At 50.4% G+C, this 25699-nt stretch carries 23 protein-coding genes; 19 read left to right on the top strand and 4 right to left on the bottom strand.

Annotation, left to right across the window (positions count from 1 at the left end):
- The 13 genes from F4Y39_04360 to F4Y39_04300 all read left to right on the top strand — a co-directional run.
- On the top strand, positions 1-831 hold an 831-nt coding region (locus F4Y39_04360), incomplete at its 5' end, for a glycosyltransferase family 2 protein (GenBank protein MYC12940.1).
- Positions 832-916: 85 nt separating this feature from the next.
- A complete protein-coding gene (locus tag F4Y39_04355) occupies positions 917-2095 on the top strand; it encodes an anhydro-N-acetylmuramic acid kinase (GenBank protein MYC12939.1) in 1179 nt (392 codons plus the stop codon).
- A 45-nt stretch (positions 2096-2140) separates the two neighbouring features.
- Positions 2141-2995 carry a hypothetical protein gene (locus tag F4Y39_04350; protein MYC12938.1) on the top strand — a complete coding sequence of 285 codons (855 nt, stop codon included), beginning with the start codon at positions 2141-2143 and terminating at the stop codon, positions 2993-2995.
- Positions 2996-2998: 3 nt separating this feature from the next.
- Positions 2999-3622: a bifunctional precorrin-2 dehydrogenase/sirohydrochlorin ferrochelatase gene (locus F4Y39_04345; protein ID MYC12937.1), complete on the top strand. Its 624-nt coding sequence runs from the start codon at positions 2999-3001 to the stop codon at positions 3620-3622.
- The gene (locus F4Y39_04340) at positions 3607-4899 is read left to right on the top strand and encodes a glutamyl-tRNA reductase (protein ID MYC12936.1); all 1293 of its coding nucleotides are present in this window, start codon (positions 3607-3609) and stop codon (positions 4897-4899) included. Before F4Y39_04345 ends, F4Y39_04340 begins: the two co-directional genes overlap by 16 nt.
- Positions 4896-5840 (top strand): hydroxymethylbilane synthase, encoded by a 945-nt coding sequence (hemC, locus tag F4Y39_04335; protein MYC12935.1) that lies wholly within the window; start codon positions 4896-4898, stop codon positions 5838-5840. Before F4Y39_04340 ends, hemC begins: the two co-directional genes overlap by 4 nt.
- Before the next feature lie 46 nt (positions 5841-5886).
- Positions 5887-6213 (top strand): hypothetical protein, encoded by a 327-nt coding sequence (locus tag F4Y39_04330; protein MYC12934.1) that lies wholly within the window; start codon positions 5887-5889, stop codon positions 6211-6213.
- Positions 6214-6215: 2 nt separating this feature from the next.
- Complete coding sequence (locus F4Y39_04325; GenBank protein MYC12933.1) at positions 6216-6740, top strand: type II toxin-antitoxin system VapC family toxin; 525 nt, start codon at positions 6216-6218, stop codon at positions 6738-6740.
- A 59-nt stretch (positions 6741-6799) separates the two neighbouring features.
- Entirely contained in the window at positions 6800-8884 is a 2085-nt protein-coding gene (locus F4Y39_04320; GenBank protein MYC12932.1) for a hypothetical protein, read from the top strand.
- Positions 8885-8893: 9 nt separating this feature from the next.
- The gene (gene cobA / locus F4Y39_04315; protein ID MYC12931.1) at positions 8894-10390 is read left to right on the top strand and encodes a uroporphyrinogen-III C-methyltransferase; all 1497 of its coding nucleotides are present in this window, start codon (positions 8894-8896) and stop codon (positions 10388-10390) included.
- A 45-nt stretch (positions 10391-10435) separates the two neighbouring features.
- Positions 10436-11281 (top strand): T9SS type A sorting domain-containing protein, encoded by an 846-nt coding sequence (locus F4Y39_04310; protein ID MYC12930.1) that lies wholly within the window; start codon positions 10436-10438, stop codon positions 11279-11281.
- Positions 11282-11380: 99 nt separating this feature from the next.
- A complete protein-coding gene (locus tag F4Y39_04305) occupies positions 11381-12427 on the top strand; it encodes a hypothetical protein (protein MYC12929.1) in 1047 nt (348 codons plus the stop codon).
- 180 nt (positions 12428-12607) lie between these two features.
- Positions 12608-13087 carry a DUF402 domain-containing protein gene (locus F4Y39_04300; protein MYC12928.1) on the top strand — a complete coding sequence of 160 codons (480 nt, stop codon included), beginning with the start codon at positions 12608-12610 and terminating at the stop codon, positions 13085-13087.
- On the opposite strand, the gene galU is transcribed toward F4Y39_04300, so the two are convergent.
- Positions 13082-13969, bottom strand: coding sequence for a UTP--glucose-1-phosphate uridylyltransferase GalU (gene galU / locus F4Y39_04295; protein ID MYC12927.1), 888 nt, complete (start codon positions 13967-13969; stop codon positions 13082-13084). The two genes, F4Y39_04300 and galU, sit on opposite strands and share 6 nt — an antisense overlap.
- A 322-nt stretch (positions 13970-14291) precedes the next feature.
- Here galU and F4Y39_04290 point away from each other — a divergent pair, with 322 nt between their 5' ends.
- Positions 14292-15311, top strand: coding sequence for a rod shape-determining protein (locus F4Y39_04290; protein MYC12926.1), 1020 nt, complete (start codon positions 14292-14294; stop codon positions 15309-15311).
- A gap of 2 nt (positions 15312-15313) precedes the next feature.
- Positions 15314-16120, top strand: a complete 807-nt coding sequence (gene mreC / locus F4Y39_04285) for a rod shape-determining protein MreC (protein MYC12925.1) — start codon at positions 15314-15316, stop codon at positions 16118-16120.
- A 4-nt stretch (positions 16121-16124) separates the two neighbouring features.
- On the opposite strand, the gene F4Y39_04280 is transcribed toward mreC, so the two are convergent.
- Positions 16125-17597 (bottom strand): NADH:flavin oxidoreductase, encoded by a 1473-nt coding sequence (locus F4Y39_04280; protein ID MYC12924.1) that lies wholly within the window; start codon positions 17595-17597, stop codon positions 16125-16127.
- A 63-nt stretch (positions 17598-17660) separates the two neighbouring features.
- Between F4Y39_04280 and F4Y39_04275 the strand changes: the two genes are divergently transcribed.
- Positions 17661-18665, top strand: a complete 1005-nt coding sequence (locus tag F4Y39_04275; GenBank protein ID MYC12923.1) for a glycerate dehydrogenase — start codon at positions 17661-17663, stop codon at positions 18663-18665.
- Positions 18666-18667: 2 nt separating this feature from the next.
- Here the strand turns inward: F4Y39_04275 and asd are convergent, their stop codons facing one another.
- A complete protein-coding gene (gene asd / locus F4Y39_04270; protein ID MYC12922.1) occupies positions 18668-19744 on the bottom strand; it encodes an aspartate-semialdehyde dehydrogenase in 1077 nt (358 codons plus the stop codon).
- 405 nt (positions 19745-20149) lie between these two features.
- Here asd and F4Y39_04265 point away from each other — a divergent pair, with 405 nt between their 5' ends.
- Both F4Y39_04265 and csiD read left to right on the top strand, forming a co-directional pair.
- A complete protein-coding gene (locus F4Y39_04265; GenBank protein ID MYC12921.1) occupies positions 20150-21556 on the top strand; it encodes a sulfatase in 1407 nt (468 codons plus the stop codon).
- On the top strand, positions 21546-22463 hold the full coding sequence (gene csiD, locus F4Y39_04260; protein MYC12920.1) for a carbon starvation induced protein CsiD: 918 nt from the start codon (positions 21546-21548) through the stop codon (positions 22461-22463). The genes F4Y39_04265 and csiD overlap by 11 nt, the downstream gene beginning before the upstream one ends.
- On the opposite strand, the gene F4Y39_04255 is transcribed toward csiD, so the two are convergent.
- Positions 22460-24994 (bottom strand): DUF4955 domain-containing protein, encoded by a 2535-nt coding sequence (locus F4Y39_04255; protein ID MYC12919.1) that lies wholly within the window; start codon positions 24992-24994, stop codon positions 22460-22462. The genes csiD and F4Y39_04255 overlap by 4 nt on opposite strands.
- Before the next feature lie 105 nt (positions 24995-25099).
- Between F4Y39_04255 and F4Y39_04250 the strand changes: the two genes are divergently transcribed.
- Positions 25100-25357 carry a hypothetical protein gene (locus F4Y39_04250; protein ID MYC12918.1) on the top strand — a complete coding sequence of 86 codons (258 nt, stop codon included), beginning with the start codon at positions 25100-25102 and terminating at the stop codon, positions 25355-25357.
- Positions 25358-25699: the final 342 nt, after the last annotated feature.

Raw genomic sequence — 25699 nt, 5'->3', positions numbered from 1 at the left:
GGGATGGGCGCCGGGTGCAACCGGGGGCTGGAGATTGCAAAGGGCGCGTATGCGATGTTGTTGAATTCGGATGTGGAGGTGGGCGAAGGGTGGTTGCCGCCGCTGATTGATGCCCTGAAATCCGATCCCGAAATTGGGGCGTGTCAGTCCAGGGTTCGGTCACTTCAGAATCGCAAAATGTTTGATTATGGCGGGGCTGCAGGCGGGCTGATGGATCAGTGGGGGTTTACGTTTTGTCAGGGCAGGATATTTGAGTTTGTCGAAGAAGATGTGGGGCAATACAATCACTCCCGCGATATTTTTTGGGCTATTGGAGGAGCGATGTTTTTGCGTATGGATTGCCTCAAAAAAACGGGGCTGATAGATGAGGGATTTATAATGCATATGGAAGAGATCGATTTGTCCTGGCGGTTTCACCTTGCGGGGTATCGCATCGTCTATGTGCCCGATTCTCTCGTATATCACTACGGCGGATTTACTCTGGGTGCAGAGAGTTATAAAAAAGCGTATTTGAATCACCGGAATCAACTCGTGATGTTGTTGAAAAATTTTTCCCTTTCGCGGCTGTTGTATAAATTCCCTGTTCGCGTCGCTATGGAACTGGCAAATTTGGGTTTGTTGCTAAAGGGTAATTGGAAACATCCCGTTGCGGCAATAGCTGGCCTTTTATGGGTGTTGCTGCATCCGTGCAATATTTGGCGACGGCGGCGAGAAGCCCAGCGGTTCAGAAGCGTTGGAGATGGTGAGGTTGAACGGCGTCTTTTCAAGGGGTCAGTTGTTTATCACTATTTTATTCGCGGTGTCAAAACCGTTCGTGAGATAGGAGCGTGAACGAATAGACGAATAGACGAATCAACGAACCCCGCCCAACCATCCAAAATCAGTGCAAATTGTGTAGATTCGCGTGAGGAAAATTATGAAAGCGATCGGTCTCATGTCTGGAACTTCTGCCGATGGGGTGGATGCTGCGCTTGTGGAGATCGGGGAATCCGATATGTTTCTTCTCGGATATGTCGAGATTCCTTTTCCCAAAGATGTCAGAAGGGAGATTTTGTCGCTTTGTGAAAATGGACGGGTCGATACAATATGTCGCATGGATGCCGCGCTTGGGGAATGGTTTGCAGAGGCTGCACTGCGCGTGTGCGAGAAGGCCAATGTCAGCGCGGGAGAAGTCGATGTGATTGGATCGCACGGGCAGACGATTCACCATTTGCCCTCGCTTGCTGTTGTTGCGGATAAAAAGGTGAGATCAACGCTGCAAATTGGCAGTCCCGCAGTAATTGCAGAGCGCACGGGAATCACGACGGTATCGGATTTTAGGTCACGGGATATGGCTGTGGGCGGACAGGGGGCACCACTTGTCCCGCTGGTGGATTATCTGTTGTTTCGGTCTGATTACGTGGGACGTGCGATGCTCAATATCGGTGGTATTGCCAATGTCAATATATTGCCCGCAAACTGTGGCGTGTCAGATATTTTCGCATTTGATACGGGGCCTGGCAATATGGTCATTGATGGGGTTGTGCAGGCAATAACACGCGGCAAACAGAGTTTCGATAGAGATGGGGTACTTGCGGACAAAGGCCAGGTATGTGAGGATCTTTTGGATGTGCTTATGGCACATCCTTTTTTTGATATGGAGCCGCCCAAATCAACGGGGCGAGAGGATTTTGGAGCCGATATGGTTCAGAAAATTCTCGATTGGGAGGGAAAACGAGAAGATCTCGTGCGTACGGCAGTGCAGTTCACGGTGGAAAGCATTGTGCATGGGCTAAAACGATTTGTTTTGTCCAGATGTGAAATCCACGAAGTGATTGTAAGTGGGGGCGGAACCAAAAATCCGGTTATGATGGATCTTTTGGATCGGGCACTGGGAAATATCGCATTCAAGCGACTGGATGATCTGGGAATGGCATCAGAAGCAAAAGAAGCTATTGCATTTGCGATCCTTGCCTGTCAGACCCTGAATGGGCACCCGGGCAATGTGCCGAGTGTAACCGGTGCTGATAAACAAGTGGTGTTAGGCTCTATTACGCCGGGTGAGAGGGTAGCTAAACCATCCAATCCAAAGTTGTTGGGAACACCATTGCATTGATGGTACTGGCGAAGTTATACCCTGTTCAGTATATTTCTTTTTGTGATGTCGGTTTGGATGATTGAGGAAAAGGCTATGATTTTTGACATCTTACTCATTGCAACAGGAGGAGCGTATATCGTCAGTGCGTTGGGTTATGCTTTGCATTTTCACCAGCCCAGAGCACACTGGCGTGACTTGTGTACCTGGGGAATATGGGGAGCCTGGTGTATGCACACTGTGCTTTTGGTCGTTATCACAATTTCTGCTGGCGAGGTACCTTTGACCAGTCAGGTTTTGCCATCGCTGTGTGCGTGGTTAGTCGCGGTTGTTTATATTTATCTGGAAGTGAGTACGCGAGATCGGTCTTTGGGCGTGCTGATTGTGCCTATTGTGGTGGTTTTGCACGTTTTGACGCTTACAAAATTGTTGGGTACTGAGGATATTCAGGTCACGGGATATAGCGGTGGGTGGTTTGAACTGCATGTGCTGGCTTATGGACTTGCGTACACGGCTTTTGCGATTTCCTGTGTTGGAGGTGTGATGTATCTGATGCTTTTGAGCGAAATTCAGGCCAAGCATTTAGGTTTTTTTTATTCCCGTCTGCCTTCACTCGAGGTGTTGAATCAGATCACTAACCGCGCTGCCACTTTTGGGTTTGTCTTTTTGACGGGCGGAACGATTGCCAGTTCGGTGTGGGCATTTCAACATCTTTCACAGTTTTCTATATGGCGTGAGCCGGTGTTTTTCCCCGTTCTGATTGCCTGGATTATTTATGCGGGCAATCTCGTCGCACGGTGGTGGGGTGGCTGGCAGGGCAAACGAGCGGCTTTTCTGTCTATCATGGGTTTTGTCTTCGTAATTCTGGCATTTCCCGTGATGGGCGTCCTGTTTTCTGGTCCCCACAATTTAGGACCTTAAGCCATGCGTTATCCCGTGTTTTTAAAATTAGAAGATAAATTATGTGTTGTGGTTGGGGCGGGTCGCGTTGCCGAACGCAGAGTGCGCGGGTTGTGCGATGCAAGGGCGCGGGTTCGAGTTGTTGGTGTAACCGCGACCGAGGGCATTCTGAAATTGGCCGATGAAGGTGTGATCCATCTCTATCAGCGGGCATTTGAGCCGAGTGATTTGGACGGTAGCGCGCTCGTGATTGCCGCGACTGATCACGTAGATGTCAATCGGGCGGTGCAGGCGGCGGCGAAATGCCGGGGGATTTTGTTTTGCGGTGCGGATCGACATACAGATAGCGATTTTATTGTGCCCGCGGTTGTGCGGCGTGGCGACTTACAGGTGGCGATTTCCACCGGGGGCAATAGTCCTGCTTACGCCAGGCTGTTGCGTCGAGAAATTGAGGCTTTTTGGGATGATGGACAGTTACTGGATTTGATGGCGGATTTAAGGCGTAGAGTTTATGCGCGATTTCCCAACGCGCCAGAACGCAGGCAAGCGTTCTGGCAACAGTTGGTGACAGATGATACGCTTGCTCTGGCGCGCAAGGGCAAGTGGGCTGAAATTGAGGAGCGGATTGAAGTATGTCTCTCGTCGTAATTGGGCTGAGTTATCGCACGGCACCTGTTGAAATTCGAGATGGGGTCGCGGTGTTGCCCCAGGCTCTGGATGCCGTTCTCCAATACTTTTCCAGCGTGCCCGAAATCGTCGAATGCGCGGTTTTATCGACGTGCAATCGCTCGGAAGTCTATTGTGTTGCGACGGATATTCACGCTGCTCGCACAGCGGTGATCGCGGGGTGGAGCGAGCAAAGTGGATTGGATGCCGACGCATTGGGACAGCACACGGTTGTCTATCGCGATGCAGAAGCCGTGCGCCACCTTTTCGGGGTCGCCTGTGGGTTGGATTCTATGGTCATGGGCGAGCCGCAAATTGCAGGTCAGGTGAAAGAGGCCGGGGCTGCTGCACTATCTATGGGAACGAGCAAAACCGTGCTGAATCGCTTATTTCGCACTGCGACTGAGGTTTCAAAGCGGGCGCGCACGGAAACTGAGATTGCAACGGGTGCGGTTTCCGTCAGTTTTGCAGCGGTGGAACTCGCAAAGAAAATTTTTGGCAATCTCGAAGGGCATACAGCTCTGGTGCTCGGTGCTGGCGAGATGAGTGAATTGACAGCGCGGCACCTCACCGACAATGGAGTGAAGTCTTTGCTGGTGACGAGTCGCACGTTAGCGCGGGCACAAAATTTGGCAATGCGCGTAGGCGGGCGCGCCATTTCCTGGGACGAAGGGATAGGAAGTTTGCACGGGGCAGATGTTGTTATCAGTTCTACGAGCGCGGAAGCTTATGTTCTGGAACGCCACCATATAGCAGCGGCGATGCAAAAGCGCAATAATCGCTCGATGTTTTTGATCGATATTGCCATGCCGCGCGATATTGATCCGGTAGTTGGTGACCTGTACAATGTGTTTTTATACGACCTGGACGATCTGGAGTCCGTTGTTGGCGCGAATTTAGAGAAGCGAAAAATTGAAGCGGATAAAGTCAATACAATTATAGAAGAAGAGGTGGAGAACTTCTCTGCGTGGATAAATTCTCTATCGGTTGTTCCCGCTATTGTGGCTCTGCGTGGACATTTTCAATCTTTTATGGATTCGGAACTCGCGCAGGCCAGGCTCAGTGAATTTTCAGATGAGCAACGCGCTCAGGTTACCAATTTGATGCGCCGATTTATGAATAAGGTGCTGCACAAACCGGTGACGCGCCTTAGAGAGGCTGGCGAGGAAGAAGATGGTGGGGCTTATGTGGCAGCACTTTCATACTTGTTTGATCTGGTGGTTGAGGACATAGAGATTGAAAAGGTGCGCAATTCATGAAGTTGGTTATTGGCAGTCGGGGTAGTGCGCTGGCTTTGTGGCAGGCCAATTGGGCAAGGAGAAAACTGGCGAGCGCATATCCCGATTTCAGTATTGAGATTGAGGTGATTAAAACAGAGGGAGACCGACTCTCAGAAACGCCTGTGTCTCAAATTGGTGGCAAAGAGGTGTGGACAAAGGAGATCGAGCACGCGCTGCTGTCGGGCAGTATTGATCTGGCGGTTCACAGTTTGAAAGATTTGCCGACCAGGTTGCCAGAGGGATTGGTTTTGGGCGCGGTGAGTGCGCGCGAAGATGTGCGCGATGTGCTGGTCAGCAAAAATGATCGGGTGTTTCGAGATTTGCCAGAAGGCGCGACGGTTGCAACGGGCAGTTTGCGGCGACAAGCACAGTTGAAACACGCGCGACCGGATTTGAATTTTGTGGCGATTCGGGGAAACGTGGATACGCGCGTCAAAAAGCTCGAAACGGAAAATTTGGATGGTATTATTTTAGCCGCAGCGGGTTTGAAGCGGTTGGGACTGGGAGATCGCATTGCGGATTTTATCGACCCGGAAATCTGTTTGCCCGCGCCCGGGCAGGCTGCGCTGGGGATAGAAATACGAGAAGGTGACCAGCGGATTACAGAACTTGTTGGCGTTTTGAATTGCGTTGAAACGCAACAGGCTGTTACCGCAGAGCGCACGATGCTGGCGGCATTGGGGGGAGACTGTCGCGTTCCAATTGGAGGGTACGCGGCCTTTGACAAGGCTTCTATTGATGTTCTGTTGCTATCGGGCGTTGTTGCCTCCCCCGATGGACGTCAGGTGATATCTGAGAGGGCAGAAGGACAGGCACCATCTGCCGAGCAGTTGGGCGTGCGCGTTGCAAAGGGGTTGATCAAGCAAGGTGCGGGAGTGATTTTGGATCGGGATGGGAAGGATACTCTTCCGCGCCATTGAGGTGCGGAAAGACATCTTATAAGGTTCATAGAGGAGGATTTCTACTATGGGAAAAACGCTTGGAAATCTGGAAAAACGTTTAGATCAATTGGAGAAGGTAGTGAAAGATACGAATGTGCAACTCTCATGGGTCATTGACGAGTTATTGTCCGAAGCCCCTGAGAATTTCAAAACAGGGGCAGAGGTTATGGCCTATTATAGGAAGGATAAAAAAGAGGGAGCTAAAATTTTTCGTGAAGTGCTTAAAAAGATGGGAATTGCCGATATAGAACCAATTCCCATTGAGCAGCTTCAAGCACGTATGGTACGTAACGGTATCCGTCCAGAAGATAACGAGTTTAGTCGTGCTATTATCGCAGAACGCGAGAAATAGGTATGCATCATTTCTATTTTGATGCCAGTGCTCTTGTCAAGCGTTACACCCAGGAGACCGGGAGTGATAAAGTCAATTTCCTTTTTGATAACATTCCTTTAGATCGTTTGATGTGCTCTGTTCTCGGTGCTGTGGAAGTGTTTTGGGTCTTTGTCCGAAAAAAGAACGACAGACGAATTATGGTGCCGGATTTCGCTCAGGCAGTCGTCCATTTGAACCGTGAGGTGATCGCAGAGAATTCAGATTTTACTGCTATTCTCATCCATAAGTCACTCATTTGGGCCTCGATGAATTTGATTGAAACACATTCGCTCAATAGTGTTGATAGCATTGTATTGCGTTCAGCATTAGAGGTCGCAACACTCCTTCGCAAAGCGGGCGATGAACTGGTGCTTGTCGCATCTGACCAACGCCTGATTCGAGCGGCACAGGCTGAAGGGATATTGGTTTTTAATCCTGAAATTGACTCGCAAGAGGCTTTAGAAGTTTGGGTTTTCGACACTTCAGGAAGGGACGATGACTGCTGATTGCTGAGAGCTATTCATGCTAACTGGATGTGTATAGAACTCCTCTACAGGAGAGTGTGGTGAACGAATTTAAACCGCCTGTTTACAATGCCGAGACATTCTGGAGGCAGGTGCAACGCGGCATTTCGGGGCTGGTGCTACCGGATGATGTGTCGGATCCAAAAAACGAGGCGGCTGCCTGGGGCGTCTGGCATGCCTATCTGGCAGGCAGGGCCCAACCGACGTGGCATTTCGATTCGGAACGATTCGGTGACGCCATGCGAACGCACTGGCCGGGATTGTCACGGGTCTGGATCGAGGAGTCGGATCGGCTGATTGATGGAAAAATGGTGTATGGAGAATCCACGGTGCCTTATGTGCCGGGGGTCGGACTGGATTGGAGCGCGAATCCGGATCGGACGATGAACTGGGGTGGGTTGCATTATATGTTTTTTCTCAGATGGCCGATCCGGGCGGCGATGTTGACCGGCGAGGGGAAATATGTGCGGGCGGTTGCGGACTGCGTGCAGAGCTATCTCGACCAGATCGATGATATTCGCGATGAGGCGATGGTGTTGAATCGGGGGATGAAGGCGGGGGGAATTTATGCGGTTTGGAATACGTTGTCTGTCGGGTTGAAGCTGAAGGCGCTGGGCGAGGCGCTGTATGCGTTGCGCGCCCATCCGGAATGGACAGTGGCAGATTGTCGGGCAGCGTCTATCCTGATCTGGCGCTTGGGGCAGCATCTGCATGGGCAAGTAGCTTCACAGACCGCGGTGGCGTGGCAACAGCAGCTAAATTTCATTGCTTCGGGCAGCGGTGGAATGGGCGGTGTCGGAGCGTTGCTCCCGGAATGGGATGCTGCAGAGGGTTGGCTGGAAGCGGGGCGGCAGATTCAGGAAGTGTTGCTTTTGAACCAGGTCTATCCAGATGGGTTTCAGAAGGAAATCTGCACGCAATATCACAAGACGGTCATCCGGTCATTTGCAACTCTGCAGATGATTCTGGCCCGTCGTGGGCTACCCAGCTTCTACGATACCGAGCCTTTTCGAGCGCGGTTTCTGGCGATGCATCGATTTCTGGCTGAGATTCTGACGCCGGATGGTTTTACTCCAGCAATTAATTCGGCGGTGTACGCGCAGGATTGGCCCGCGTTTCTGGCTTCTGGAAATACCTTCTTCAAAGACCCGGTGCTTCAGTGGCATATCGACCGTGGGTACCATCCCCAGTTTGTGCCAGTTCAGAAGGCCGGGCCGGGTTGGGGCAATACAATACTGAACGATCTATGCGTTCCGAATCCAATGGGTGTGCAGCAAAGGGCACCTGCATCGGCTTCACATCTGTTTCCCGATTCGGGTATCGCCGTGCTTCGCGACGGGTGGGACCGCGAGGCGAACGTGCTGATCCTGGATTTCGGGCATCCGGAAGGCGGACATGCTTACGGGGCGCAGGCTTCGTTTTCAGCCTGGGTGAAAGGCTGTCCGGCGGCCCTGTCTCCTGGATCCCCATTTGCATATAGCGATCCGGATTATCGCACCTGGTATTATGGCACGCGGGGGCAGAATACAGTTTGGATTGACGAGGATGATCAGGACCTCTGGCGCCCGGGTGAAAAACGAAGAATCTGGGGGCGGTTGCTCGATTGGCGAGATGAAGAAGCGGAAATGTATGTACGCATCTCGCATGAAGGATATCTGCGTTCGAAGGGGGTACGGCACGAACGTACGGTTCTGTTAAAAAAGAGAAACTATTTTCTGATTTACGATCTGCTGGATGCCGCGGAAAGTGAGGTTGCGCACACGCTTCGCTGGACGCTGCGTTGTCCGAATGAGTTGCGCGAGATAGAAAATCGCATGGTTGTAAGCACCGGTGATCCAGGTATCAAGCTGGCACCCGCGTGGTCGGACGCGATTCACAATGTGGAGATCGGTTGGGGGCCGAGCATGGTCCCATTGACCTATCGACAGAACATGTCGGCACAAAAGGCGCAGGTCTGCCATGTCCGGTTCGTACAGGAGATTGATGCCGGTGCGCAGGCGCGGTTTCTGGTGTTGATGATCTCAGGAGAATGTCAAGACGGAGCGGTTCAAGGCGAGGTGGCTGACGGTAGAATTGAGGTCACCGTTACGGCGTGGGGAGAAACAGAGCGCATTGTTCTGAGCTGAGAGCTATTCATGAAAACTGGATGTGTATATCTCATAGGTGCCGGGCCGGGCGATCCGGAATTGATAACTGTGAAGGGGTTACGCCTGATTCGGGAAGCCGATGTGATCTTGTATGACGGGTTGGCGAATCCCGAGTTTTTGAAGGAAGCGCGGCGGGAATGCGGGTGTATCAATGTGGAAAAGCGCCCGGGTTTTCAGCGCGTGCAGCAAGATGAGATTAACCAGATGATGGTTGATCGTGCCCAGGAAGGGTTGACGGTAGTGCGATTAAAAGGGGGGGATCCCATTGTTTTTGGGCGCGGTGGCGAGGAAGCTGAAGTTCTGAGAGACAATGAGATTCCGTTTGAGATTGTACCGGGTATTACCAGTGCAATAGCGGCACCCGCTTATGCGGGTATTCCCGTGACGCATCGCGGTATATCCCCACATGTGACGATTGTAACGGGGACAACGGCTTCGCTTGAAGGAGATGGAGAAGTTGATTGGGAGGGATTGGCAAAAGTCGGTGGCACGCTCCTGATTTTGATGGGCACGCAAAAACGCAGTGAAATTGCCCGACGCCTCATCGCGGGGGGACGTCCGCCTGAAACACCCGTTGCAGCCATACAGTGGGGGTCTTTGCCATTGCAACGGACTGTGAGGACGACGTTGGGGGAGATGGGCGTGGTCGAAATGACCAATCCCGCGGTCATTGTCGTTGGGAAGGTCGCGGCGATGGATCTGGATTGGTTTGAGGCTAAGCCCTTGTTCGGCAAAACGATTGCTATGACGCGGGCGCGCACGCAGGCGAGTGAATTGGTACAGATGCTGCGGGCGTTGGGGGCGCAAGTGCTGGAAGTGCCGACGATTGCATTTTCGGAACCCGAGAATTGGTGTGATGTCGATGATGCCATTTCAGATATTCATTCTTATGATTGGCTTGTTCTGACGAGTACAAACGGAACCGATCGCTTTTTTGAGCGTCTGTTTAAGCAAAGCCGCGATATACGCGCATTGGGTGAGGTAAAAATTGCGACTATTGGCGCGGCGACATCGGCACGGGTGCGCGAGTGGCGTCTCAATGTAGATCTCGAAGCGGTGAATCGCACGTCAGAAGGCTTGCTCGCGGCTTTTGGCGCAGATCTTTCGAGACAGGATTTTTTGCTGCCTCGTCCTGAAGAATCTCGGGATGTACTCGCTAATAAGCTTCGAGAACGCGGTGCTGAAGTTCGTGAACTTGTTGTTTACAAAACGGTTATGCCCAAATGCTTGCCCGAAGAATTTTTGCAATTGGTAGAAAAAGAGGCTATTGATCTGATCGCTTTTACAAGTTCTTCTACGGTTGTAAATCTGGCGAGTTTGTTAAAAAAGGCGCGACAAAACTGGCAATACTTGCCAGCGGCGTGTATCGGTCCTATCACAGCCCAAACAGCAGTTTCACAGGGATTTGATGTGGTTGTCGAACTTGACGAGACATCGGTATCTATTTCTGGGCTTGTAAAAGCAATTGTAACATATTTTAGATAAAAAATGCGGTTGACATACATGCTGGTAAGTAGTAAATTTATATAGATGAAGTGCAAACACTTTCATACAATAGGAGGAAGCGTCATGAAACGTTTGATTATTGCGACATGTTTAGGGTTGGGGTTGGTTGGCTCTGCCATTGCTGGACCCCTGACACAGGGTATAGAATTTACGGGCGGCGAGAATAGTCTGGCAGGTCTGGTGCTGCAACGCACGCAAAATATTGTTGCTGAAGATGGCGTTTTGAAACTGCAAGTCTCTATCAATTACGCGCAGAAATTGAAGGGTTATGGTTTTGTGCTGCAGTACGATCAATCCAAGTATGAATTTGTCGAAGCACGCCAGGTCGATCAAAATCTGCTCGATGCGAACAGCGGGCAACCCGCGCTGTTTCTCGCGTCTAACAAGACGCCAGGGCAAGTGGCTGTTGGCGCGATGAAGGTCGATGGTCAAGCTGTCAGTGGCGATGGCGCTCTGGTCGAGTTTACGTTTAATACCACACAGACACCTCTTGCCTCTGATTTTCAGATTCTCGATGGGGTGATGGTTGATTTGGCTGGCGGTATTGATGCGATTACCAATATTGAAATTGGCGCCCTCAAGCCCATGCCCCAAGATTATGCCCTCGAACAAAATGTACCAAATCCCTTTAACCCCTCCACGACTATTGAATATCGGTTGCCGGAAGCGGGTGATGTCCAACTGGTGATCTACAATCTACTCGGGCAAGAAGTTCGCACCCTGGTTCAAGAAACAATGGATGCGGGTTTTCATTCGGTCGTTTGGGATGGCACAGATGAATTTGGCAAGCAGGTAGCCAGTGGTATTTATATTTATCGCATGTCAGTGGCCGATTTTACCAAGGTTCAGCGCATGATGTTGCTGAAATAATGGTGCATTCAAAAAGGGTAAACTGGCTGTAAACTCTCACGCCAGTTCTTTTTGAGGCCGCTTCTTTTGAGGCGGCCTTTCTTTTTTTGGAGGGAGTTCATGATTCGCGTTGGACTGGTGGGCTATGGTTTGGGTGGAAAAGTCTTTCACGCACAATTGATTCAGATGGCGCCAGATCTCGAACTCTATGCGGTTTGTTCGCGTTCATTAGAGAAACGCCAGGACGCAGAGGCCGATTTCCCACAGATCGCGACGTATGACTCTTTTGACGCGCTATTGGACGATGATAATATCGATCTCGTTGTGCTGGCGACACCACACGATACACACGCGCCGATGGCTATTCGGGCAATGGACGCGGGCAAACATCTCGTAACAGATAAAATTATGTGTTTGAATGAGTCTGAAGCACTGGCTATGATTGAAGCGTCTGAGCGCAATCAGGTGCTTTTAAGTGTGTATCAGAATCGGCGATGGGATGGCGATTTTTTGACGTTGCAACACATACTCGCAGAAGGGATATTGGGCGATATTTATACTATTGAGTCCAATATTACAACTTATGGTGGTCCGCATGTCGGGTGGCGTGCGTGGAAAAAATACGGCGGAGGACGCGTTCTCGATTGGGGAGCGCATCTGGTAGATCAGGCTCTCGGACTTTACGGCCCAACTGTTGAAACCGTTTTTGCCGATTTGCAATATCGCTATCCCAAGGACAAGGCCGATGTTGAAGCGCTGGCTTTGATTCATCTGCGATTTGCAAATGGGGTGCGCTATTTTATTGAATTGGGCTCCGCGTGGATGTATGCCAAGCCGCGCTATCATGTGCGCGGCGCGCTTGGAAGTTTTAGAAAATATGGCATAGACCCTCAAGAAGCGTCGATGAAGTCGGGTGTTTTTGGCGTGCTCGTTCCGGAAGACCCTGCGCGTTATCAGTTGCGCGTGGCCAATGATCGCGGACAAACTGTAGAGCACCCCGTGTCGCCTCTGTTCGGCAGCTATCGCACGTATTACGACAATGTGGGCACAGCACTTGTACATGGAGAAGAATTGCTGGTCAAACCGGAGGAGTGTCTGGAGGCCATTCGCGTGATTGATGCAATCAGGCTCTCGGCAGAACGAGAAGAAGTTGTCAAGCTGATATAAAAAAGGGTATTTTTATGGTGTGGGGCATTGTATTATTTGTCATTTTTACGGGTTGTTATCTCGGGCAATGTGTTTCTTCTGGCCTGGGTGAAAAGCGCGGTTGGTCATTGCAGTGGATCTGTTGGCTGATCACGAGTTTGACGATCCTGATCTGCTATTTCATTGTTTAGGACCTCCATCGTGTTGTTTTGCGAATTTAAACGCCATTTCGATAAACCCGATGAAACGTATATGTGCGATTTGGTCGCCCGTGGCACAGATTGGGTTGTCTTGTCTTATGTGTCAAACCGCGCCTGGGAAGTCGCCGGTGCCCTCTTGCCTGCTGGTTCTCAAACGCTGGCTTTTTACCAAACGGACGTCGCTCATGTTCTGTGGCGAATATGTGCCCCTTCAGGTAATCTGAAGGGGCATTTATTTCATATTTGTCGAGATGTGCAGGTGGAAGAACACAAGGTCAGTTATCTGGATCTGCTTTTGGATATATGGATAAGTTCAGATGGTGTTGTCGAGGTTTTAGACCGAGAGGATGTAGATGTGTGTTACAGGGAAGGCAAACTGGGTGAAGCCGACTTGAAAGCCATAGCGGCAGAAGAGAAACGGATTGTGACACACTGGCCCGTGCTGGTGCGCGAGATGGACGCGCTTTTGAGCGACCTATAATGATTTCTTTTTTTCTTCGAGCAGCGGGATGAGTTCTCTGAGGTATTTGCGAAAATCTTTGGCAATGGCCGGATGGGTGAGGGAAAAGGCCACGGAGGTTTTGAGATATGAAAGAAGATCGCCCACTGTATGCCACTCCCCTTCGATGGCGCAGGCGTAAACCGCTCGGGATTGGCTCATCAATTCAATGGCGTCGGTGAGTTGATATTCTCCATTTTCGGCGGGTTCAATCTGTTCGAGGAAGTCAAAAATTTCGGGCCCAAAGATATAGCGCCCAAGGGTTGCGAGATTTGATGGCGCTCTTGTCGGATCGGGTTTTTCAATGAGTCCCTCAACGAGATAGACATCGTTTATGCGTTTGCCTTTAATAACGCCATAACTACTGATGTGTTCTTGCGGTACTTCTTTGACTGCGAGGATTGAGCTGCTGTACCTGTTATAGTGCTCTATCATTTGCCCAATGCAAGGGCGCTCCGAAACAACGAGGTCGTCGCCGTAAAGAACGGCAAAGGGTTCGTCGCCAATATGTTTGCGGGCTTTGAGAACGGCGTGTCCTGTACCTAACTGGTCTTTTTGTCGCACGTAATGGATGTCGGCCAGTTGTTCGATCCGGTCCAGTGTTTCGAGCATTTTTAGATCTGCGCGTTCATGCAATGCATGGGCGATTTCGACATTGCGATCAAAGTGATCTTCAATTGCACGCTTTCCCCGGCCCGTGATGATCAGGATGTCTTCAATACCCGAGTTGACGAGTTCCTCTATGATGTATTGAATCGCCGGCTTGTCAACAATGGGCATCATCTCTTTGGGCAGGGCTTTGGTGGCGGGCAGCATGCGACTGCCATGCCCCGCTGCGGGGATTACTGCTTTCCGAATTTTCAATAGGACCTCCAATACCGAGATTTGTCAAATGATCTGGATGACAAATTTCAGATTGCCAGAAAGAAATGTCAAGGATATTTTCCCACAACATATTGTCTCTCGTTACTTGACTTTATTTTTTTAAAGAGTTATTATTCTGCATCTTTTCTCCCCTTTTTCCACTTCTGTTAATTTTCCCCCTATTCAGAAGTCGTCTTCTCGCTGCCATTCAACGTTTTTCCGACAGGCAGTTGTGAATACCGAGAAATACAGACCAATTTTTTCAACTAATTTTGCCGGATTATTGTTCGCTTTATAAATTCCGGTGGGAGATACTTCAGCTATGGCTTTTTGGTTTTCAAACTTGTTTTCTAATGATATTGGTATTGATCTGGGAACTGCCAATACACTGGTTTATGTCAAAGGGCAGGGCATTGTGATCAATGAACCTTCAATTGTTGCCCTTGAGCGTCATACGCGCAAACCCCTGGCCATTGGTGCTCAGGCGAAAGAAATGCTTGGGCGCGAAAAACCGGATATAGAGGTAGTGCGCCCGCTCCGCGATGGCGTTATCGCCGATTTTGATGTGACTGAGGAAATGCTGCGCTTTTTTATTTCCAAAGTACAAAAAAACAAACTGCTGGTCAGGCCGCGCGTTGTAATTTGTGTGCCTTCTGGTGTTACGCCTGTTGAAATGCGCGCTGTAAGAGAAGCTGCTGATCGCGCAGGTGCCCGCGAAGTTTATTTGATCAAAGAACCCATGGCGGCTGCGATTGGCGTTGGGTTGCCCATAGAGGATGCGGTAGGGTCTATGGTCGTTGATATTGGCGGCGGAACAACTGAGATCGCTGTGATTGCACTATCTGGTATTGTGACGTCCGTATCAATTAAAACAGCGGGCGATGAATTGACAGAAGTCATTGTACAATTTCTCAAGCGCAAACACAATCTGCTGGTGGGAAGCCGCAGCGCAGAGCAAATCAAGTGCGCTATTGGCACTGCCGTGGGGCTCGATGAAGAACTGCAACATACGTGTCGCGGGCTGGAGATGGTACAGGCGATTCCCCGAGTTATTACTGTCCATTCGAAAGAAATCAGGGAGGCGATGGCCGGTTCGACAAATGCAATCATTAATGCTGTGCGCCGAACACTCGAGCATACACCACCCGAATTGGCCGCCGATATTCTCGACAATGGCATCATTTTGACTGGAGGAGGGGCACTATTGCGCGGGCTGGACCGGCGATTGGTCAATGAGACCGGCTTACCCGTTATGGTAGCCGATGATCCATTGACCTGTGTGGTGCGAGGTACGGGGAAAGTACTTGCAGATATCCATGGCTACAGGAATGTTTTGGAATAGCGATGCAGCGAATTCATGTTTTTTTGCGTGTTCACCGTAAGGGAGTTGTGCTGGGTGTTGCAATTTTGGCGTCGTTAATATTGATATTGTTCGATTCCTCAATACAGGCGCGATTTGCACACAATATTGTTTTTGGATTGACATCTATTGGGCACCGTATCTTTGCCTGGCCAATGGGAGTTTCTTCGCTGCGACACGAAAATGATGCTTTGCGCGATCAGAATTTGCGTCTTTCTCTCGAATTGCTCAAACTCAGAGAGGCCCAGCTTGAAAATGCACGCCTCCATGCCTTATTGCATTTCAAGTCGCAGCAGGCGGCTGAAAAATCTTATATCGCTGCACGGGTGATTGCACGCAATCCCGCGCGAAATGCAAATACGATATTGATCGATGCCGGCACAAATGCAGGCATACAGGCCCGCATGCCTGTTGTGACTGCGGATGGGTTGGTGGGGCGTATCGTGGAAGTACACGGCTATACTGCTATTGTACAATTGCTTATAGATCACAACTGCCGGGTCAGTGCTGTGGTGCAGCGACACAGCCGCGTAAATGGCATTGTGTCTTTTGAAGATGGCACATTCTATTTAAAAAACGTGTCGCTTCGAGGGGATATAAAAGTTGGAGATTTGATCGTATCATCTGGTTTGGGCGAACTCTTTCCAAAAGGACTTTACGTGGGGCAGGTCGTCAAAGTAGGGGATGAAGTACAGGGTTTATTTAGAGAGGTTATTCTGGCACCGGGCGTAAATTTCCACAATTTGGAAGAAGTCTTTGTGCTGAAGACCAGTTCACAGATCAACAAATAAAGTGTCACAATTGAATCGATTTTTTGAGTTCCCTGAGGGCAATGCCTTCGGGGGATTTTTTATAGTAGGTATCCAGTGGAAAGCATCCCGATATCATGCCATTTCGGGGGGCTGTGGTACAGTCGCTAAAGGTTCGACAAAGTTTGCGTTTGGAAGTTTCGCCATTTTGGAGTACATCTACGGGTAAATCGGGATAAGACAGCACCATGCGCCCCAGACCGATAAAATCTACCTTGCCATCGCGCACGAGCGTTTGGGCAACATGGGGCAGAAATTCCTGGAGATAGGAATAAGCCGTACCGACGATGAGCAAATCAGAAAATTGTTTTTTAATTTGTGCGGTAATGCCAACTTGACGGGCAACGCCCACGAGTGGGTCTTCAGGGGGTTGATAACCATCAGAGGGGGGGAAATAAGCAGGCCGCTGAATGTGGGGGTTGTAGTAAGGGCTGCCCGCTGAGAGATTGACAAGCACTATATCGAGTTCGCGCAGCAAGTCGAGGAAGCGACAGGTTTCGGCAATATTTGCGGCGATGGGATTGTCTTCATCGATACCAAATCCGTATTTATAGGGTAGGTATTCGGAAAAATCTTCGGGAATGCCGGGTCCGAGTTTTTTGCCTTCGGATTGTTCGGGGTCGGGATAAAAAGGCACAAAATCGAATGCGCTGAGGCGCACACCTATTTTGAGACCAGGGCAATCTGTGCGAATGCCCGCGACGATTTCGCGAAGGAATCGGGTTCGGTTTTCAAATGAGCCCCCATAAGGTCCCGGTCGGGTAAAGGCACTTAAAAATTCGTGACCGATATAACCGTGGCAGTGTTTGACATCGACAAACTGATATCCGAGGTCATACGCCATACGTGCGGCACTGAGATAGTCGTCAATCAGGCTTTTGATTTCGCTATCGGAGAGCAAGGGGTCGTCCGAGTTAATGCCAAATTTGCGGTCGAGAATCGGATGGCGATACACAATGCGGGGTTCGAGTTTGATTTTGTCATTGGGTCTGCAAAAACGACCCGAGTGGGTCAGTTGAAGTCCGATGAGCAGGTCATCGGTGCTGCCGATGCATTTCCGGTGTGCCGATAGGAGTTCTTCTCGAAGTTTGCCCAGGCCGGCTTTGGTATGTTCGGCTGCAAAGAGTTGATTGGGGTTTGCGCGTCCTTCATGGCGCACGGCAACGGCTTCGCCGCCCCATATTAATTTTGCACCACTAAGGCCAAAGTTATGCCATCTCCGGAGGGTATATTCCGAGGGATTGCCATCAATTTCGCCGTCCCAGCCCTCCATGGGGTGGATGCAAAAGCGATTGCCAATGCGAAAGTCCTGACACTCGCTTGTTTGGGCAAGTGGAGATTCTGGTGCTTTGAGAATTTCGTCATCGCAGGGAAGGTCAATCCCCAGGCTGTTGATATGTGCTTTGAATGATTCGACGGTTTTGTGATGTCCGATGCGCTGGTATTTTGCCAGAGGCATTGGCACTCCTTGGGCGAAATGGTTTGCATTATATGCCTTAGAAAGCTATGAATATACCAAAGGATGTTTTGGGAAGCAATGTTTCTGAAAGGAGTCACTATGGCAGTGGAGGATTATGTGCAGATTGTGGTGCCCGGCGATGAGCCGGTACAGATTGCGGGATCACCCCATCTCGAACGATTGGCAGGTTATGGCGATGTGACGCTTTACGATACGCGACCCATGTCAGACAAAGAAAAGGTCGAACGGGTAAGGAATGCCGATGTGATTATGAACACGCGCGGTGCTGTGACGTGGGGCGAGCAAGAGTTTGGCCAATTGTCAAAGTTGAAAATGATTACGACGTGTTCTATTGGCACAGATATGTTTGATCTGGCGGCCGCAAAAAAACGTGGGATTGTGATATGCAACCAGCCGGGAAGAACTGCACCGGTTGTGGCAGAGCACATGTTTGGGCTGATGTTTGCGGTTGCAAAACGCGCTGCATATTTGACCGCAGAAATGAAAAAGGGAGGCTGGCCCCGGCGGGATAATGTGATGCTTCAAGGCAAAACCCTGGGGATTATTGGCGCGGGCAATATTGGCGCAGAGATGGCGCGACTTGCCCGAGCGATTGGGATGGAGGTGATCGCGTGGACATTTCATCCGTCATCTGAACGGGCGGAAAAACTCGGCGTGCGTTTTGTCGAGTTAGATACACTGCTCGAAACTTCTGACGTAGTCAGTCTGCACGTGGCGTTGACAGATGATACCAGAGGGATGATCGGCGAGGCCGAGTTGGAAAAGATGAAAGCAGGTGCATTATTGCTAAATGGAGCGCGCGGCGCAGTGGTTGATACGGACGCTCTTGTCAATGCGTTAAACAGTGAGCATATCGGCGGAGCGGGTATCGATGTGTACGAGGAAGAACCGACACCCCCCGATTATCCCCTTTTTGCGTGTGAACAGGTAGTGCTTACGCCGCATTGTGCAGATATGACGCCAGAAGGTGTCGATCTGCTCAATAGCGGCGCAGTGGAGAATGTGATCGCATTTTTGGAGGGACGAACACAAAACGCGGTGACGTAGTTTTAGATATATCCCTCCTGGGTCAAGAGCTCGGCCATCAGGACAGCACCGCCTGCTGCACCGCGTACAGTATTGTGACTGAGGGCGATAAATTTGTAATCGAAGAGATTGTCTTCGCGGAGGCGACCGAGTGTAATGCCCATGCCATTTTCCGCATCGCGGTCTAAGCGCGTCTGCGGGCGGTCATCGCCTTCTATGTACGAGAGAAATGTTTTGGGCGAGGAGGGCAGTCCTGTAGCTCTGCGGTCTCCTGCGTAGTCTTGCCAGCGGGAAAGGATGTCCTCTGCCGTGGGTTTTTTGTCAAAGGATACAGATACGGCTGCCATGTGTCCATCTGTGACGGGAACCCGAACGCATTGGGCTGAAATGATCGGACTGCGGCTGGGCACAATTTCATCTTTGACGATTTTGCCCCAGATTTTGTGGGGCTCGTTTTCGCTTTTGTCTTCTTCACCGCCGATATAGGGGATGATATTGTCTATCATTTCTGGCCATGTTTCAAAGGTTTTGCCCGCACCGGAAATGGCCTGATAAGTGCATATAGAGGCACTCGAAGGCCCAAATTCTGATAATGCGTGAAAAGCCGGTACATAAGGCTGAATGGAGCAATTGGGTTTTACGGCAATAAAACCGCGTTGGGCACCCAGGCGTTTGCGCTGCTCCGGAATGATTTCGGCGTGTTCTGGATTGATTTCTGGCATAAGAATGGGCACGTCGGGGGTCCAGCGGTGCGCCGAATTATTGGAGATCACTGGCGTTTCGGCTTTTGCATAAGCTTCTTCGAGTTTGTAAATCTCTTCTTTTTCCATGTCGAGCGCGCAACAGACGAAATCGACTTGTGATGCGATTGCGTCAATTTCGCGCACATCTTGCACGACGAGGTCGGATACTGTTGCGGGAATGGCAATATCGCATTGCGTCCATCGGCCTTTCACAGCTTCTCGATAGATTTTTCCTGCAGAGCGCGGGCTGGCGGCAACGGCGGTGACTTCATACCAGGGATGATCGGCGAGCAATGTGACAAAGCGCTGTCCGACCATGCCGGTTGCGCCGAGAACTCCTACTTTGAGTTTGGACATCGGTTTTTCCTTTCTGCGGATCTAAATAAAAAAACAGTCGGTTGCCAGAGTAGAAGCATGCCGACTGCATATAGCAGAGACTGCCCACAAGAGAGTGCTCCACGGGATCATTTCCCGTGACAGTTCAGCAGATGTTATCTGCTGACCCAGCCAAATGCCCTGCGGTGGAATATTGGCTTCGGCATCCCAACCCTTTCATCTGGCCTACAGATCCGCTTTCTTGTGCCAGATTACTGATGACGGGACGCGCCTCTACTCTTGGTGGGGAGAAATCTCACATATTCTATATTTTTTGTCAACCTGAAAATGAAATATGCCGCTGATATTGACAGGCTGGCACTCGCAGATTATCATAATGGGATAGGATAGGGCAGATCAATACAGGAATCTCACAAGGAGAATTTTATGAATATGGTCGTAATCTGTTGCGATACGTTTCGAGCAGACATTGTTGGAGCGGGCAAAAAGTTGAGCCATGTGAGAACGCCTCATTTGGATCAGTTGGCTTCTGAGGGCCTGATTTTTAATCGCTGTTTTGCAGAGGGATTGCCGACGATTCCTTTTCGGCGGTGTGTGTTTACGGGTATCCCGTCTTTTCCCTGGCGGTTCGATACGCCAAATGAAGGGCTTCAGCCGGCAGGCTCTGGCTGGCATCCTATTCCGCCAGATCAGGATACGCTCGCGGAACGCCTGCACGATGCGGGTTTTGTTACGGGCTTAGTCGCGGATACCTATCACATGTTTAAACCGACGCAGAATTTCACGCGGGGTTTTTTGTCGTGGCGCTTTGTTCGCGGGCAGGAACAAGATGGATATCGCACGGGACCGCTGTCGCGCATCGATCTGGCAGCGCATGTACGGGATGGGGATGCAGATCCCAGGAAACATGCGGTGATTGTCCAGTATTTGCTCAATATGCTGGATCGGCAGGAGGGCGAAGAGAATTATCTCGCTGCTCAAGTGTTTCGCGAGGCATCGCAATGGGTGGAGGACAATAGGGGTAACAAGCCATTTTTCCTGTGGATTGATAGTTTTAGTCCACACGAGTTATGGGATCCGCCAAGGCAGTATGCCGATGCTTATTTTTCAGATCCCTCGGTGAAGGATTATATCCATCATAGTGTCCTGTCCATTGGCGATGCGACCGATGCGGAAATTGAGCGCACAAAAGCATTGTATATGGGCTATGTCACATTTGTAGATCGCTGGATTGGACATTTGCTGGAAACGATTGACCGATTGAATCTGAGGGATGATACAGTGGTGATGTTCATATCCGATCACGGTACGCAACTGATGGATAGGGGACGGTTCGGCAAGGGCGGTAACGCGCTATTTCCATTTAATACGCAGATCAATTGGATTGTCCGCCATCCGGGTGGGCCGCATGGGCAAGAAACGGATATATGGACGCAGAATCAGGATATTACGCCGACGATTCTCAATATGCTGGGCGTTGACCATGAAGAGATGGATGGGGCAGATGCCTGGGCAAGTGTGACGGGTGCGTGTGAACCAGCTCGAGATTATATTACAACGGGTTGGGCAACGAACTTTAATGTGCGGGATGATCGCTACAGCGTACACATGGATGTGGGGACAAGGTCGCCTGAGGCGACGGTTTACGATTTGAATGTGGATGCCGAGGAGAAAAATCCCCTGAGCGATCCACCTCGCGAGGTTGTTGCACAGGCATTGGAACGGGCGCGTACTGTGATTGGCGATTTTCCCGATGTGTTCAGCGCGTATAAACAAAGACATCCGGCGCGGGCAATGCGGACGTTTATGAACAAGTATAATCTTGGAACATGAGGGTCTGGTTTTGAACTACACGGTTAAACAACATCCCGACCATCACCGGCTGCACCATATTACAATTGATGCCGATGCCGCAGGGGCATTTGTGCGCGAAGTGGCAGATCTTTCGGAACAGCGATTGACTTATGTGCCATATCTGAGAATGATCGCCGCCGATTGTCTTCAAAATATCGTCGGTGGCGATTTTTTCGAGCATATCAACGCAATGGTTAGAGACCGCGCAACGGGGGGGTTTACTGTTGCGGCTGAAGGTGGGTTGGAGACGATGGATCAGCGCGTTGCTTTTGGCACGGCTGTTTCGCATGCGATCGGGATTCCCAATTTTGACGATATGACGGGGAATTATTACGCCTGTTTTGAGGTGAAGGATACGGATAGTAGCGATTCGTATTTGCGTCAGGCATATCGTCTGTTCACGCTCCATACCGACGGCACGTATGTTCGCGAACACACAGACTGGATTTTGATGATGAAGATGGCGGAGCACGATGCGGTGGGGGGAGAGTCACGGCTGTTGCATCTGGATGATTGGGAGGCATTAGAGCAATTTGCCAGCCATCCGCTGGCCTCTTTGCCTCTGGTCTATCAGTCGCCGCCGAGTAAGAATTATCCCGTTAGGGTTGAAAAAACGACGTTCTACGAGCAAGACGGCAAAGCGTGTGTGTGTTTTATCGATCAGTTTGTCTATCCCGAGACTATTGAGCAGGGTCGATATCTACGCGATCTCTCCGATTCTATGGAAGCATCGCAGGGGGTGGTTTCGGTACCCTTACCGCCCGATCATCTCGTGGTGCTCAACAACCATTTTTGGCTGCACGGACGCGAGGCATTTGAGAAAAATCCCGATCTCTATCGTTTATTGATGCGGCAGAGGGGATATTTCAGGAAGGAAGAAGCTTAAAAATTCGGTGCTGGAAAATTTGGAAGTGGGGTGTTGCGAAATGTTTCCCATTCTGTGCGAAGATCGTTGAGCCAGGGGGGAAGGGTTTGGAGGCGCGATTCGAGTTGGGCTTCGAAGAGCGATTCTGGCTCAACAGGACTGCCATTGGATTCGATGACCTGGAGGGTGTTTTCATTAAACGTGGCGGGATCGCCGTGCAATCCGACGATGATGGGCTGCACAAATCGATCGCGAGCGTTGCCCGGTCGCCAAAAATCGTAGTATCTCAGGATGCCTCTATGTTTGAAATTCCAGAGGACATAGTGCTTGAGGTGATTGGGATAATTGGCGAGGGACGCGCCGCTGCCATACAGGATACCGCCATTGACGCGGTCGAGCAGGTTGGCATAAGGTTGGGCGCCATGGGCGTCAATGCGTTGATCTGGACGCATGTCATACCGCCAATACACAGTTCCTACTGAGCGACTGCTCGTGCCCGGTCCATGCCAGTGGCCTGCGAGGTCTTCTGACAACCCGACCCATACGCCATAACCACCATTGCTGGCAATAGATGAATGGCCCAGATTTCCCGCCTGTGTGACGTGGTACACAGATATAGCAGAACTCGAACCGATGTGAAGGGCGCGATTGCAATTGATGAAGGATGTGCGCCGTATCCAGGAATTGACGCATCGGTTGAGCCGGAGCAAACTCCAGCCGCCATCGTGAATGGCGTCTTTGTGGTGGACAAAATCATCCAGCCAGGTGCCGTGAAAGCTGATGTCTTCAACGCCGATTTCCTCAAGGTGCTGATATTCGCGCACGGTCCAGTTATGCGTGTGGTTGACATCGGTGTGCAGGGGTTCATTGAGGCGAATTTGATTGCCCTGTATTTCGGCTATGCTGTGCTTTTCGCGCACCTGGATACCATTGGTCAGCATGGTGGTCCAGATGGATTCTGCCGAGTACGGTGCGAGAAATTCTGCGATGGCTGCAGTGCTGTTCATATATAGCGTTATCCATTGACCAGGAACGAGTCTGGAAGCGTCTGCTACTGTGATATAGAAGGTTTCTCGGGTGGCACTTTCCGTAATGGACGTCAGGGTTCTATCGCTGGTGTTGCTGGGCTGAAAAATGAACATATAGGGCGATGTCCACAGTTGTTCGGGATTGAGTGGCGGCATGTAATTCACTTGCCGGATGATTGTACCTCCGCTCCGGCTACCGCTTCCTCTGAGGACGATATTGCTGTTGCGGATGTAGATGGACTGGTTGTTGTCGGCATTGGTGTTCACCAGAAATTCGCCTGGGGGAAAGAAGACAATGCCGCCGTTGTTTTGCTCGGCTGCGGCAATTGTACGTACGATGGCTGCCTGATCGGAGAGGCCATCGTTGGGGATGGCGCCATAAGCTGTGACGTCGAATACGTCGCCCTGGATATCTGGAACGGGTTTGTCAAAGTAGTGATAGCCTGAGTATGAAAAATCGGGTAAAATGGGTTCTGTGCCATTCTCTTTGGCCGCTACGAATTGTGTCCAGGTGCGTGAGGGAACACGCTGGGGGAGGTAGGATATCCAATTGCTCCGCGTCTGGATAAAATCTGCAACTTGCGCCCAAATTGGGATAGGATGTGTATCGGTGGGGTCGCGTGAGGCGAGAATATCCCGAGGAATTGGCACGCGGATCAGGGTTGTTCCCGCCTCAATCGTTTGTGTCAACAGGGGCTGTGTTTCGGTTCCCACCGCAATGCTCAATGGTTGTGTGGTGTGGTTTTCGAATGTGATGGGTATGTACCACTGTGTGCCATCAGAGCCGAACCCAGCGGCGAAAGTGAGAAAATCACCAAAACCGATTTGTCCGTCAGAATCGAGGTCGTAGAGGGGGTCATATCCCGCATCGGTATGTGTTGCACCAAATTTCTGGGTGAAGAGAAGAAAATCAGTAAAGCCAACGGCTCCGTTGCCATCAAAATCGAGATGATCAATGGAGCTTTTTTCATGTACTGGCGCGTCAACTTGCCATGAAAAGGTCTGATTGACGGTTGTAATATGGTCAATGAACAGGCGCACGTTTGAATTTTGACTGGTTTCGGTTCTAAATACGATATATCGCTGGTTGTAATCGGGTTCTCTTCCCCAGTTGTCGTATTGAGGCTTTGCCAGTTCTATAACGGCCAGTTGCCATCCTTGAGGTGGTGTTTGTCCCTCCCAGATCGTATATACGGCTTCCATGCCACCGACCAGAGGATAGTTGCGAACTTTGATTTTGAGGTCCCTCAGGCCATTGCCTTCTACTTTCCACCAGAAGCTCAAGCTGTGTCTTTGGGAAATGTCCTGACCTGTGCTGAAAAAATTGTAGGTAAAAAATCCCGTCCGTCCTGCAGGCAGAGAAGCCGCGACGGCAAAGCGACCTTCTGGCGCGTCTTTAGATAATTGTACACCACTGGACCATCCGGAAAGATTGTCGCAATAGGTCAGTGTTTGTACCGGATCGCTGGCAGAGCAAGCACAGGCCCATAGAAATACAATTGTGAAGGTGATGGTTGATCGCATGGCGTTCTACTGTGAAGTGCAAAAAAACAAGGGCTGGACAATATGACCATAACTCGCTATAATATTAAAACTGGTGATTTCATTTCGTGAGATAAGGATACTACAATGGCAACCGTTGAAGAGACACAAGCGGAATTAAAGGGTCAGTTTGGCCAATTTTCTCACCGGCAACAACGGGTTGAAACAGAAGTAGATAACACACGTAGCGAATTGACACAAGCGATTTCAGATTTGAGATACGCTATTGACAGATTGCGACAAGATTTTGGCAATGCCCAAAAGTGGCAATGGTCTTGTTTTGTCGCCATGATCATTGCCGCCTGCGCGGTTGTCGGGCTGCTTGTCAATGTGTTTGGTCAATGACGGGAATGTCTCTTGAGCGAAGTAGATAACACACGCAGCGAATTGACACAAGCGATTAGGGACTTGTCGAATAAGATGGACAGTAGTTTTTCATCCCTTCGACAATTACTCGTCACATTGATTATTGCTGCCTGTGCGGTCATCGGACTGGTGGTCACTCTGTTCGGTAAATGATCGGTCGCGCCTTTTTCGTCACCTTTGCCCTTGTGCCCCTCGGTTCAGGGGCTTTTTCTTTTTTAAATAATACTTTGGACTGACAATTGAGCACTGGCAGTTTGACATGATATGCCAAAAATGGGTGCTTGTCTATGCCATATTATCAGTTTTAGAGACGCGCAGGAC

The sequence above is a fragment of the Gemmatimonadota bacterium genome (assembly GCA_009838845.1).
Classification (GTDB): domain Bacteria; phylum Latescibacterota; class UBA2968; order UBA2968; family UBA2968; genus VXRD01.
This window is presented reverse-complemented; position numbering and strand designations above follow the sequence as displayed.